This is a genomic window from Nocardia sp. NPDC049935, from assembly GCF_055586645.1.
This window is the reverse complement of sequence record NZ_JBVJHV010000002.1, coordinates 492,493-504,271: the sequence shown is the minus strand read 5'-3', so window position 1 is coordinate 504,271 and position 11,779 is coordinate 492,493. Positions and strand designations below refer to the sequence as shown.

Annotated in this window: 14 protein-coding genes and 1 tRNA gene; 8 read left to right on the top strand and 7 right to left on the bottom strand. The window is 67.5% G+C overall.

Going from position 1 to position 11,779, the window contains the following annotated elements; translation table 11 throughout:
- Window positions 1–238: 238 nt before the first annotated feature.
- Complete coding sequence (locus ACZ6SF_RS10580; protein WP_466061794.1) at window positions 239–1,492, bottom strand: pyridoxal phosphate-dependent aminotransferase; 1,254 nt, start codon at window positions 1,490–1,492, stop codon at window positions 239–241.
- A gap of 85 nt (window positions 1,493–1,577) precedes the next feature.
- On the opposite strand from ACZ6SF_RS10580, the gene ACZ6SF_RS10575 reads away from it, so the two are divergent.
- Window positions 1,578–2,822: a serine/threonine-protein kinase gene (locus tag ACZ6SF_RS10575; RefSeq protein ID WP_466061792.1), complete on the top strand. Its 1,245-nt coding sequence runs from the start codon at window positions 1,578–1,580 to the stop codon at window positions 2,820–2,822.
- Window positions 2,823–2,881: 59 nt separating this feature from the next.
- On the opposite strand, the gene ACZ6SF_RS10570 is transcribed toward ACZ6SF_RS10575, so the two are convergent.
- Window positions 2,882–3,562, bottom strand: a complete 681-nt coding sequence (locus tag ACZ6SF_RS10570; RefSeq protein ID WP_466061791.1) for a winged helix-turn-helix transcriptional regulator — start codon at window positions 3,560–3,562, stop codon at window positions 2,882–2,884.
- Between the two features lie 48 nt (window positions 3,563–3,610).
- Between ACZ6SF_RS10570 and ACZ6SF_RS10565 the strand changes: the two genes are divergently transcribed.
- Entirely contained in the window at window positions 3,611–4,030 is a 420-nt protein-coding gene (locus ACZ6SF_RS10565; protein WP_466061790.1) for a DUF1761 domain-containing protein, read from the top strand.
- A 3-nt stretch (window positions 4,031–4,033) separates the two neighbouring features.
- Here the strand turns inward: ACZ6SF_RS10565 and ACZ6SF_RS10560 are convergent, their stop codons facing one another.
- A complete protein-coding gene (locus tag ACZ6SF_RS10560; protein ID WP_466061789.1) occupies window positions 4,034–5,410 on the bottom strand; it encodes a helix-turn-helix domain-containing protein in 1,377 nt (458 codons plus the stop codon).
- 258 nt (window positions 5,411–5,668) lie between these two features.
- On the opposite strand from ACZ6SF_RS10560, the gene ACZ6SF_RS10555 reads away from it, so the two are divergent.
- Window positions 5,669–6,109, top strand: a complete 441-nt coding sequence (locus ACZ6SF_RS10555) for a hypothetical protein (protein WP_466061788.1) — start codon at window positions 5,669–5,671, stop codon at window positions 6,107–6,109.
- 76 nt (window positions 6,110–6,185) lie between these two features.
- Here ACZ6SF_RS10555 and ACZ6SF_RS10550 read toward each other — a convergent pair whose 3' ends face one another.
- Window positions 6,186–6,701 (bottom strand): hypothetical protein, encoded by a 516-nt coding sequence (locus ACZ6SF_RS10550; RefSeq protein WP_466061787.1) that lies wholly within the window; start codon window positions 6,699–6,701, stop codon window positions 6,186–6,188.
- A gap of 96 nt (window positions 6,702–6,797) precedes the next feature.
- Between ACZ6SF_RS10550 and ACZ6SF_RS10545 the strand changes: the two genes are divergently transcribed.
- Entirely contained in the window at window positions 6,798–7,370 is a 573-nt protein-coding gene (locus ACZ6SF_RS10545) for a TetR/AcrR family transcriptional regulator (protein ID WP_466061786.1), read from the top strand.
- On the opposite strand, the gene dcd is transcribed toward ACZ6SF_RS10545, so the two are convergent.
- Window positions 7,367–7,939: a dCTP deaminase gene (gene dcd, locus ACZ6SF_RS10540; RefSeq protein ID WP_466061785.1), complete on the bottom strand. Its 573-nt coding sequence runs from the start codon at window positions 7,937–7,939 to the stop codon at window positions 7,367–7,369. The two genes, ACZ6SF_RS10545 and dcd, sit on opposite strands and share 4 nt — an antisense overlap.
- A gap of 89 nt (window positions 7,940–8,028) precedes the next feature.
- On the opposite strand from dcd, the gene ACZ6SF_RS10535 reads away from it, so the two are divergent.
- From ACZ6SF_RS10535 to ACZ6SF_RS10525, 3 genes are all read left to right on the top strand, one after another.
- Complete coding sequence (locus ACZ6SF_RS10535) at window positions 8,029–8,400, top strand: VOC family protein (protein ID WP_466061784.1); 372 nt, start codon at window positions 8,029–8,031, stop codon at window positions 8,398–8,400.
- Window positions 8,401–8,502: 102 nt separating this feature from the next.
- Window positions 8,503–8,576: transfer RNA gene (locus tag ACZ6SF_RS10530), tRNA-Gly, on the top strand.
- A 60-nt stretch (window positions 8,577–8,636) separates the two neighbouring features.
- A complete protein-coding gene (locus tag ACZ6SF_RS10525; RefSeq protein ID WP_466061783.1) occupies window positions 8,637–9,116 on the top strand; it encodes a P-loop NTPase family protein in 480 nt (159 codons plus the stop codon).
- Between the two features lie 136 nt (window positions 9,117–9,252).
- On the opposite strand, the gene ACZ6SF_RS10520 is transcribed toward ACZ6SF_RS10525, so the two are convergent.
- Window positions 9,253–10,107: a helix-turn-helix domain-containing protein gene (locus ACZ6SF_RS10520; protein WP_466061781.1), complete on the bottom strand. Its 855-nt coding sequence runs from the start codon at window positions 10,105–10,107 to the stop codon at window positions 9,253–9,255.
- Window positions 10,088–10,606: a DUF6879 family protein gene (locus tag ACZ6SF_RS10515; RefSeq protein ID WP_466061780.1), complete on the bottom strand. Its 519-nt coding sequence runs from the start codon at window positions 10,604–10,606 to the stop codon at window positions 10,088–10,090. The genes ACZ6SF_RS10520 and ACZ6SF_RS10515 overlap by 20 nt, the downstream gene beginning before the upstream one ends.
- 763 nt (window positions 10,607–11,369) lie before the next feature.
- On the opposite strand from ACZ6SF_RS10515, the gene ACZ6SF_RS10510 reads away from it, so the two are divergent.
- Window positions 11,370–11,684 (top strand): hypothetical protein, encoded by a 315-nt coding sequence (locus ACZ6SF_RS10510; RefSeq protein WP_466061779.1) that lies wholly within the window; start codon window positions 11,370–11,372, stop codon window positions 11,682–11,684.
- The last annotated feature ends 95 nt before the right edge of the window (window positions 11,685–11,779 follow it).

Here is an 11,779-nt window from a genome sequence, read left to right as displayed (position 1 = left end):
ACTTCGGGAAGGGGCGGCGGAGAGCAGGGGGATGTCTCCGCCGCCCGGGGTCGGCGCCCAGGGGGGGTAGGCGGCCTAACCCGAGGACCAGGTTGCCCAGGGGGGGTAGACAACCTGGCCGGGCACTCGAAGTGCCGATGCCCACTGTACACATAGGATCCGGATTTGTGCCAGTGGTTCAGTAATTCCGCCAAAATCCGGACGGAGAGTCTGTTTTTGGCCGCAATTACCCGCCCCGCTACTGGCGATAGCCCGCCAGGAAGTTGCCGAAACGCTCGATGGCAACAGCCAGATCGCGGGCCCAGGGCAGGGTCACGATGCGCAGATGATCATGGTGGGGCCAGTTGAAACCGGTGCCCTGCACCATCAGGATCTTCTCCTGCAGCAACAGGTCCTGTACCAGTTTCTCGTCGTCGTGGATCTCGTGGACTTCGGGGTCCAGCCTAGGGAACGCATACAGCGCCCCTTTGGGTTTCACGCACGACACGCCGGGAATCGCGTTCAGCCGCTCCCACGCCACATCCCGCTGCTCCAGCAACCGGCCGCCGGGCAGGATCAGATCCTCGATGCTCTGGTAACCCCCCAGCGCGACCTGAATGGCGTGCTGGGCAGGCACATTCGGGCACAACCGGGAGGACGCCAGCAGGTCGATCCCCTCCAGGAATCCGCCCGCGTGCTCCTTGGGCCCGGTGATGGCCAGCCACCCCGACCGGTAGCCCGCCACCCGATAGGCCTTGGACAGGCCGTTGAAGGTGAGGCACAGCAGATCGGGAGCCAGGGTCGCCAACGAGATGTGCTTGGCGTCGTCGTAGAGGATCTTGTCGTAGATCTCGTCCGCGAGCAGCAGCAACCGGTGTTTGCGGGCCAGGTCCACCAGCTGCTGCAGGACCTCCGTCGAGTAGACGGCGCCGGTCGGGTTGTTGGGGTTGATCACCAGCAGCGCCTTGGTGCGGGGCGTGATCTTGGATTCGATATCGGCGATATCGGGCTGCCAGCCGATGCTCTCATCGCACAGGTAGTGCACCGGGGTGCCGCCGGCGAGGCTGGTCATGGCCGTCCACAGCGGATAGTCCGGGGCCGGGATCAGTACCTCGTCGCCGTTGTCCAGCAGCGCCTGCATGGTGATGGTGATCAGCTCGGAGACGCCGTTGCCGAGGTAGACGGAGTCGACGTCGAGTTCGGGGAAGCCCGGGACCAGCTCGTAGCGGGTCACGATCGCGCGCCGGGCCGGCAGTATCCCCTTGGATTCGGAGTACCCCTGCGCGTTCGGCAGGGCGGCGATCATATCCCGCATGATCACATCGGGGGCCTCGAACCCGAACGGCGCGGGGTTGCCGATATTGAGTTTCAGGATCCGGTGCCCCTCGGACTCCAGCCGCGCTGCGTGCGCGTGTACCGGCCCACGGATCTCGTAGACGACGTTCTGCAGCTTCTTGGACTGCTCCAGAATCCGGGGCGCGGGGTGCGAATGGCCAGTACTCACCCGATCCATGGTGCCACCCGGCGCAACCCGATATCGGTCCCGGCCCCGGCTCGTGCAGTACCGTTATCGCTGGACAGAGGCAGAGGAGAGCCAGGTGGGGCGGTCGCTGGTGAGCGGCGAGGTATTCGCGGGTTATCGCATCGAACGGCTGCTCGGCGCCGGCGGGATGGGGGAGGTCTTCCTGGCCAGGGACCTGAATCTGCCCCGGCTCGTGGCCCTGAAACTGCTCGACGCCGGCCGCGGCGCCGACCCCGGTCTGGCCGGTCGGTTCCGGCGGGAGGCCGATACCGCCGCCCGGCTGTCGCATCCGAATATCGTCGCGGTGCACGCGCGCGGCGAACACGACGGCCGGCTGTGGATCGCGATGGAGTTCGTCGACGGCACCGACGTGGACGAACTCCTGCGCGGCGGGCCGTTGGAACCGGCCCGCGCCGTCGATATCGTCACGGGCGTCGCCGCGGCGCTGGACCACGCCCATCGGTCCGGGGTGCTGCACCGCGATGTGAAACCCGCGAACATCCTGCTGACCTCCGGTCCGGGGCAGCGGGCGCTGCTCGCCGATTTCGGGATCGCGAAAAGCCTCGACGAATCGACCGGCCTCACCCGCACCGGGGAGATCTTCGCCAGCCTGCGCTACGCGGCCCCCGAACAGTTCACCGAGGCGGACGTCGATCACCGCGCCGATATCTACGCGCTCGGCGGCACGCTGCACCATATGCTCACCGGCGCCCATCCGTACCCCGGAACCAGTTCGGCGCAGCTCATCCACAGCCACCTGAACGGGTCGCCGCCGGTACCGAGCGCGCTGGACCCGCGGCTACCGCGCGCGTTCGACGCGGTGATCGCCCGCGCCATGGCCAAGAATCCGGCCGACCGCTACCCGACCTGCGGCGCTCTCGCCGACGCGGCCGCCGACGCGCTCACCGGTACCGGCCCCCGCTCCGCTGTCACCGCACCCGCGGCCTACTCCGCACCCACCACGCCTTCGACGACCGCGCGGTCCACCCGGGTCCACGAACCGACCGCGACCGCCGTGAACACCGGCCCCGAGTCGCTCGCCTCGACCGCACGGCTCCCGGCCCGTACCCGCCCGGCCGGCCGCCGGAGACGGCGGCGTTTCACCCTCGCACTGGTCACGATCGCCGCCGTCGCGGCCGCTGTCTGCGGGACCGGGGTCGTCGCGGTGGATACGGTCCGGGGCCCGGTGGTGGAACGCCTGCACAAGGCCCGCGAACTGGCCGGTGGTTTCGCGCACCGCGTGAAGGGCGCCGTCCACGACCTGGTGTTCCTGACCGGGGACCCCGCACCCGCACCGGCCGATGCACCCGCCGCCCCGTAGCGGGCTCGCTCCCACCTGCCGGCCATATGCACGGATGCCGGTGCACGTCGGTGCGATCGTCACTCGCCGCCCGCCGGCGGCGCAACGTTCGGACGATCGGGGGTGAATATGGTTCGCAGGACGCTCGGGTCACCCTCGAACTCACCCGCCGCGACTGCCTGCTCGATGCCGATCGCGCCCGCGGCCAGCCCGACGACGACCTCGGGAACGGCGATGAGGCGGGTATCGGGCAGGTCGTAGGAGCGGACGATCGCACTGGGTCCTCGTCCGTCGATCCGCAGGACCATGCAGAAGCCGTCCGTCTCGATGCCGAGTTCGACAGGAACCGGGGCGGTCACACCGCGGAGCAGAGCGGGGAGCGCGAGGGTGAGCCAGCGCGGCTCGAACGCATCGTCGCCACGTCCGGTCGCGAGCAGCGGCGCACCCCAGCGGCCGAGGGCTTCCATGGGCTCGCGCAGGCCCTCACCCCACGACGTAAGGGCGTACACGACGCCCGCATTCCGCAGGCGGCGCTCGACGATCCCGTTCGCCTCCATGGTCCGCAACCGCTCGGCGAGGAGGTTGGTGGCGATGCCGTTGAGCGAGGTCTTCAGCTCGGTGTAGCGCATCGGGCCGGGGAGGAGTTCTCGCACGATGAGGAGGGTCCAGCGTTCACCCACGACGTCCAGTGAGCGCGCCAGGGCACAGAACTGCCCATAGGTCTTGGAGCCCCGCGGTACTTGGTTGATTTTTTCCACCATAGTTGATTTTATCAATCTAAGTCGGCCGTCGAAACCGAGGGGGCTCCCGTGGAGCTGGGCATCAGCTGGTTCGCCGTTCTGGTCGCGACCGTGGTCGGGATGGCGATCGCATGGGTCTGGTACAGCGATTGGGGACTGGTCGGCAGCACCTGGCGGAAATCGACCGGCGTGACCAAGGAAGACTCTGTTCGCGCCGGCAAGGTTCCGTTCGTGATTCTGGTGGCGTCGATCGTCGCGACCGCTCTCGCTCTCGCCGCCGCTTGTTCCCTCGCGTTCGCCTTCTACGGGAGCGATTCGGTCTGGCTCGCCCTGGCGGTCGGCTTCTCCGCCTGGCTCGGGTTCTCACTCTCGACCCTGGCACAGCACAACGGCTTCGAGCAGAAGCCCGCCCGGCTTACCGCGATCAACAGCGCCTATCAGCTCGCCCTGTTCCTGGGCATGGCCCTCACCATCGGCCTGCTCCAGTAGTAACTAGACGCTGCCCGGCGGAAGCCCCCGGGTCACCGTCGACTCGCAGAATTCCTCGATCCGCTCGTCCAGGCTGCGGGCCTCGGCGACGCCCTGGAAAGCGGGCGCGCAGATCCGGCGGCGTAGCCCGGTGAGGCGTTCCTCCAGTTGCGCGATGCGTTTGTCCTGGTCGAGCGCGAGCACCGGATGCAGCGCCGCGGCCGCCCCGTCCAGACTCCCGTTGATCAGGTGCGCGGCCGCCGAATCGACCCGGGCCAGCGCCTCGGCGCCGTAGGAGCGTTCGTGGGCGGGCCCGGTGCGGTAGAGCTCGATGGTGCGTTCGGTGGCGGCCAGCGCGGGTTCGGCCATACCCAGGTGGATATAGGTGGCGCCCGCGTAATAGCCGGCCTTGGCTTCGGGGAATCCGAACACCCCGCCCACCTCGTCGTGCAGGGTGTCCGAACGCGCGCTCTCGCTCGCGTCGGCGGCGGCCCGGATGCACCGCTCGGTATCGGCGGTACTGCCGATCTTCGACCAGATCCGGGCCTCGATATTGTGCAGCCGCACCGCGGCGCTGGCCGAATCCGCGTACTGCTGCCCGCTCTGGGCCAGCTGCAGTGCCCGGTGTGGCCGTTCGGACCAGTATTCGATCAGCGCGTGCATCCCGCGCGCCCAGGCCCGTAACCCGTTGTGGCCGCATATCTCCCCGTAGGCCCAAGCGGCCCGGATCTGTTCACCGGCCGCGTCCAGATAGCCCAGGTCGGTGCTGGCGTTGGCGAGCAGTCCCGACAGCGACCCCGCCAGCAGATAGAGGTGCCCGGTATCGGCGGGCCGCTGATTACCTTCCAGCAGCCGGTACACCCGGCGGCGTACCCGCAGCATCTCCACCATCATCGGCATCGGCGGGGTGGACAGGTAGTCGTTGGCGATCCGGGTGACGTCGGCGTCGAGTTGTTCCAGGGTGCTCGGGCCGAGATTCGTACCCTCGGCCCGGCTCACATGATCGCTCGCCTCGTGTGCAGCCGCCATGATCAGATCCCTCTCCGAAATCGCCGCCGGCCCGTCGCCGCGGAACGAACCGCCGTCGAGGAAGGCCGAGAGCCCGGCATCACTGGAATTCCCGCCGTCCGCCGGGGCGTGGCCGGCGAATACGGCCGGACCGCTGTCGGGACCCGCGGTGGACAGGGCCGTGAACCGCGCGCGCTCGACCTCGCCGGACCTGGCCAGACAGGTGTCGAGGGCGGCCTGGTTGACCGGACGTGGATGTACCCGGATGCCCCCGGCCTCCCATTTGGACACCAGTCGTTCGTGTACGCCCAGATGCGCCGCGAACTCCCGGATGCTCATCCGCTTGGCCTCACGGAGCGCCCGGGCCTCCCTTCCAGACCACTGGCCGACCACGTCGTCACCCTTTCCGAACGATTTCCTCTCCAGAGTACGAGCCGAATGTGACTGCAACCACAGGGAAATTCGGATCGCGGACCAGTGGCAGCGCAAGGGCAGTGGAACGCGGGCGTGTAGGCGGTTCCGGCGCGCCGTAGACCGGGCGATCCTGGAGAAGAAAGGTCGGCGACCACCGTCAGCCGTGGCTCGGCACGCAGGGAGGCCCGGCACGCCAGGAGGCTTCGCACGCAGGACGCAAGGGGATTCACCGTGAACGTGGAAAAGCTCAGAACGGTCGATGATTGGGCCGCCTACTATCGCCACGAATTCGGTTTACCGGCCACCGAACGCGGCGGATTCGTCATGCTGCCGATCACCAGCCGCGCCTGCGTGATGCACTTGCCCACCGAACGCGCGCGCGCCGTCCGCGACCTGATGGACTTCAACGAGATCCGGGTTCCCATGCTGGCCCGCCAGATTCGCTGGAGTTTCCTGGCCTATCCGGACCGCCGGCCGGATCCCGAAGTGGTCGAGATGCTGGGACGTATCGATATCGATATCCCCGGCGTGGGCAGCGCGGTGATGCTGCCGACCGGTATGGGCCGCTGGAACCGGGAAGGCTGCAATTGGGTGGTTCCACCCGAACGCGATGGCCTGCTGCCGCCGCTGTCGTCGGTGATCAACGCGGCGCTGCTGGCCGGAGGCGCCCGGGAATAGCCGGGGATGGGGCTACGTCCGGCCGCTCACAAGGCGCGCCGGACGTAGCCCGCCCGAATCGGAACCCCCGGCCGGATCAGCTGTGTGCCAGGAGTATCCGTCGCGCCGCGGTCAGCAGTTCCGGCGCGAAACGGCGGTGCGCGGGCGAGGCCCGCTTCCAGACGCTCGCGCCGATCCGCCGTTCGTAGCGCACGAAGGTGGTCAGCGCGACGCCGCCGGAATCCACCTCGACCACCAGGTTTCCGGTGATCATCCAGGAACGCGCCGCGAGGGTTATCCAGCCGTCGCCGCGGTCGGCGATCGCCCATCCCGCGATCTGCCCGGGCGCGGATCCGCGCGCGAGCCGCAGCCCCAGCAGTCCGCGCCAGACGAGCTGCCCCTTACTTCCCGCCGCGTCGCGTAACGCCGCGCGGGCCCATTCCGCGGGTGTACCGAGCGCCTCGGCATCCGCGGTGACCAGTGCGAACCGGTCGGCGTAGTCGTAGGCGGGCATGGTCGAGCGCGACCGGGTCGCCGCGCCGATCTCGTACTCCCGATTCGCAACCGGGCCGGTGCGATCCCGGGCATCGCGCACTCTGGGTTGATCCGTCATCGCCGCACTCCCTCGTTGTTATACGGTGGCGTATATCAACGGTAGCGCAGTTATACGGTGGCGTATAGATGTGCGAACAGAAAGGAGCGCGTCCCGATGGGTACCGCCAGGACACCGAGCGCCGACTGGATCGACGCGGGCCTGCGGGCCCTGGCCCGCGGCGGGCCCGACGCCGTCCGGGTGGAGGCGCTGGCGAAAACGCTCGGCGTCACCAAGGGCGGCTTCTACGGCTATTTCGCCGACCGCGACGCACTCCTCGCGGCCATGCTCGACACCTGGGAGCGCCGCAGCGTCGACGAAGTACTCGACCGGGTGACCGACGAGGGCGGCGACCCCCGGACCAAGGTCTACCGGGCCGGCGCACTCACCCTGTCTCCCGAACTCCTGCCCATCGACCTCGCGATTCGAGATTGGGCGCGCCGTGACGACACCGTGGCCGCCCGCCTGCGCCGGGTGGACAACGAACGGATGCGCCTGCTGCGCGAGATGATCGGCACCTGTTTCACCGATCCGGTCGAGGTCGAGGCCCGCAGCGTGCTGGCCTTCGCCGCCCGGATCGGTATGCATTTCCTGGCCGCCGACCGCGGCACCGGCCCGGACCCGCGGGCGGTCGAAGCCCGCACCGCCGAGATCGTGCTCGGCGGGCCGGTCGGCGACAGCGGCGGTTAGGCCTGCGCCGGGAAGTTCAGGTACGCCCGAGACGGTGTCGGCCCCCGCTGACCCTGGTATTTCGACCCGGTCCCCGCGCTACCGTACGGATTCTCCGCCGGGCTGGTCAGCCGGAACAGGCACAGCTGCCCGATCTTCATCCCCGGCCACAGCGTGATCGGCAGATTCGCCACATTCGACAGTTCCAGCGTGATGTGCCCGCTGAACCCGGGGTCGATGAAACCGGCGGTCGAATGCGTGAGCAGCCCCAGCCGCCCCAGACTGGACTTACCCTCCAGCCGCCCCGCCAGATCGTCGGGCAGACTGCACACCTCCAGCGTGGACCCGAGCACGAACTCCCCCGGGTGCAGCACGAACGGCTCACCGGCGGCGGGTTCCACCAGACTGGTCAGCTCGTCCTGGCGCTGCGCCGGGTCGATATGGGTGTAGCGGGTGTTGTTGAAGACCCGGAACATCCCGTCCAGCCGCACGTCGATACTGGACGGCTGCACCAGGTTGTCCTCGAAGGGTTCGAGCCCGAGCCGTCCGGCGGCGAACTCCGCCCGGATGTCACGATCGGAAAGCAGCACGCCAGCAGCGTAGCGACCCCTGCCCACGGCCGGCGGCCCCGGTCCGGCGGGCCCGGTTTCCTGTCACACCCCCGGGGCATACTCCGCCCATGTCCGAGACGAGCGCGCACACCCATCACGGCATCGACTACATCGAACTCACCGTCACCGACCTGGACGCCGCCAAACGCTTCTACCGGTCGGCCTTCGGCTGGGAGTTCACCGACTACGGTCCCGGATACGCCGGTTTCCGCCGCTTCGACGGCAGCCCCGGCGAGGCCGGCGGCCTGGCCCTCGGCGCCGAGGTCCGCCCCGGCGGCCCCCTGGTGGTGCTCTACTCCCAGGATCTCGACAGCACCCTGCGCACCGTCGCCGCCGCGGGCGGTGCGGTGACCGAGGGTCCCTACGACTTCCCCGGCGGCCGCCGCTTCCACTTCGCCGACCCCAGCGGCAACGTACTCGGCGTCTGGTCCGAATCCTGACCGGTCGCGCGTCCCACGCCCACAGGGAACCGGGATCCGGCGAAAATTTAGAGCGTGGGGGCGGGCTCTGCTAAGCTGCCCTTCGCGCCTGTGGGCGTGCTTGCCGGTGTAGTTCAATGGCAGAACTTCTGCTTCCCAAGCAGACGGCGCGGGTTCGATTCCCGTCACCGGCTCCACCATCACAACCGATACAGCGGGTTCGTGATGTTCTTCTCATCGACGATTCCGGCGGACCAGTGCGCAAGATAGTCGTTCTCGGTCGTGGTGGCGCGGGCAAATCCACCCTGGCCGCCCGTCTCGGTGCGGCCACGGCACTTCCGGTCGTCGAACTCGACGAGCACTTCTGGCCACCCGACCTGACACCCCTGCCGAAAGATCAGTGGGCCCGGACCCAACAGCGGCTCGTGGCGGGTCCGGCATGGATACTCGACGGCGATCTCGGTCCCTATGACGTGCTCGAGGTGCGACTGCGGGCCGCGGACACCGTCGTCGTACTCGACTTCCCGCTGTGGCGCTGCGCGTGGCGGGCCCTGCGCCGCTCGCGGGAGAACGCCGCGTTCTGGCGCTGGGTCATCGGGTACCGGCGGCGGAGCCTGCCCCTGATCGAGGCCGCGATCGCCCGCGATGCGAACCATGCGGATGTTTTCCTGCTGAAAACGCCCCGCGATGTCGAGCAGCTCTTGGCTCTGGCCGGCGGGCCGGACCGGTCCCCGTGAATGCCGGTGCACAGCCGGCCTCCGTATCGAGACGCCTGAAGGACGAGCACCAACACCGGCGAGAACTATCGACGGGCTGAGCGCCTCCTGTCGTCAGCGCATTCACGCAGTGGCCGGTCACCGCTTCCACGCGCACTCACCGATCGAGCTCCCCGAGAACCTTCACGATGATCTCCCGCGCCGCCCTCCCGTAGACCGCAGCCCCGCGTAGCACCTCGAACATCCGCGCATACAACAAACACTCAGCGGGTTGTGTCACCTGAATACTCGCGGTCGGGATCTCCAACGCCACCAACTCGTCATCGAAGATCCAGAACCCGGCGCTGGCTACCGCCTCCCTCTCTGTCATCAACGGGATGATCCCGAGAGAAATGTTCGGCAACGCCATCAATTCCAGCAGCCGCCCCAACTGCCCGGCCTGGACCTCGGCGTCGCCGAACCAGGTGCGTAGCGCCTGCTCCTCGATGACAATCACGAACCGTTTGCCGCCCCGTTGAAGGATGCGCTGCCGCTTCATGCGAACAGCCACGGCCTCCTCGATATCGTTGGTCGTCTCCAGGAACTTGACCCAAAAGGCCAGCATCGCCGCTGAATATTCGGCTGTCTGCAGCAGACCGGGTATCACGTTGTGCTCATAGATGCGGAATACGCGCGTCTGCTCGTACCGCTTCTGCGTGTGCGCACCGAGCACCCGCTTCATTCCCGCGCGGCTCTCACGGCGGAACTCTATATAGGCGGCATCGACTACTCGCAAGGTAGCGATGAGATCGGGAATCTCACTGTCTGCGGCGCAGGCCCGGCACCATGCACGAATGTCCTGGTCGCTGGGCTGTTGCACGCCCGTTTCTATCTTTGACACCCGGGTGAAGTGCTGCCCCGTGGCTTGCGCCAACTGGCGGCCGGTCAGCCCCGCGTCCTTGCGTAGGTCGCGGAGCCGACCGCCCAGCGCACGCCGCGCATCCTGCGCGGAGCTAGACGGGCTCGTACTCACTGTGCGGTATCGCCAACTGCCACACCTGATCGAATGCCGAGCGGCAGAGATCTATGTCGTGAGGGTCGGTCGAGGTGACTTTGTCCACGCCCAACCCGCTACCCGCATAGTGCAGAAACACTACGAGTCGGTCATCGAAAAGGTAGAAGTCGTTTCCGGGAATGGCCACCGAGGATACATACCGGCGGGGAACCCAGCGGATATCCTCGCCGGCATCGACCATCGGCTGAGCGATGCTGTGTGACCACCGCTGGTAGCCGCTCAGCGGTTCGGACACGATTCGTGCGCGCCGCACCAGCCGGCCTGCTGCCACATGCTCACGCACGGTAGAGCACCAGCCCTGCAACCACTCCAAGTCGTCGGCCTCGCCCGCCGCCCACCGCGCCATAAACGGCAACTCGACCTCCGTGCCATACTCGTCACGGGTTTCGAGGTGGACCGACGAGGCACCGAACGAGGTCAGTAGGCGTTCGAACTCGTCGTCACCTATCGATGTCACTGTCCCCCTGCCCGAAGAACGGAACCAACCTATCCGGGATCTCGACACACGACTCACCCTCAGGAATCCCCATCTGGGCGAGCACGGCCGGATCACTCACCACCCAACCCTGCACAACCCACGAGTCTCGGTCGGTGCGGTAGAGCGTCGGTGAACCGACCGGATTCGAAGCGGGATCTTTTGCTACAAACGTAAGCCTCATCTGGGGTTCCCCTGCCATGATGTTGCGAAGTATTGCGCCATTGTCGGCAAACCCATGATGCTCCCTAGGGTCGAATGGGGTCAAGGCCGGTGACCCCGAAACTTCCTTTGACACAACAGGAACAGGGGGTGAAGCGGCCAATTACGCAACATATCGCAACATCCTGGCTAAGGGAGTTACCGGAGTCGTAGCTTCGGACCTGACCATCGGCTATGCGTACGACTCGTGTCGCGAACGTGGCCGAACACCGAACCCTCTCTCACCGAGGTGACTTATGCGCCAGGACTCACTCGACCGGTACGTCGGCACTCCCGCCAACCGTGCGATCACCACCCCGCTCAGAGCGTGGGAAGCCGGAAAGCGATGGGCCGAAGCCGGCAATCCATGCGTACTGCAGCGTCTCGCCGGAGGGCTACGGGGCCTCCGGTACCCCAGCGGCCGATGCCGGTTCACTGATCCGATTCGGGGCTACGCGCACGCTCATCATGTGATGGATATTCACCGCGGGCACAACTGCCCCCGCTGGGATATGGCCGTCGCCTACGCCGCGGCCTCCACCACGTGAGCACCGTGTGGAGCGCGATCGCCCTGTGCAACTACGACTTCGACAGCCGGGACCTCGAATACGCGGCGAATAGGCACGGCTTCGATATCGTGCACACGGTATTCATAAACCCGGCGTCGCCACATGCGCCGATCGTCGCCGCACAGAATGTCCTGGAATCCGATGCCGCGGCGGTCGTGGTTCCCGAACTCACCGGCAACGATGTTTTGTCGGCGCAGGCATGGCGGCCGGTGATCGCACTCGCGCACGTGGTCACCTCCACCGGACTCCTCGAGTGCAGCCCCGACATGATGCCCACCCGCCGGTTATGAGCGGCGCCGGTCTACCCGGGTCTGTGGGCATCGCCGGGCCGAGGGCACGCGTCCCGAGGATCGCGGACACCCCGACACGGCGTGGGAAAGCTCCG

What these genes read in the sequence shown, in the direction of transcription:
- ACZ6SF_RS10580 (WP_466061794.1), bottom strand. Translation starts at nt 1,492, where the DNA reads ATGGATCGGGTGAGTACTGGCCATTCGCACCCCGCGCCCCGGATTCTG.
- ACZ6SF_RS10570 (WP_466061791.1), bottom strand. Translation starts at nt 3,562, where the DNA reads ATGGTGGAAAAAATCAACCAAGTACCGCGGGGCTCCAAGACCTATGGG.
- ACZ6SF_RS10550 (WP_466061787.1), bottom strand. Translation starts at nt 6,701, where the DNA reads ATGACGGATCAACCCAGAGTGCGCGATGCCCGGGATCGCACCGGCCCG.
- ACZ6SF_RS10535 (WP_466061784.1), top strand. Translation starts at nt 8,029, where the DNA reads ATGTCCGAGACGAGCGCGCACACCCATCACGGCATCGACTACATCGAA.
- ACZ6SF_RS10545 (WP_466061786.1), top strand. Translation starts at nt 6,798, where the DNA reads ATGGGTACCGCCAGGACACCGAGCGCCGACTGGATCGACGCGGGCCTG.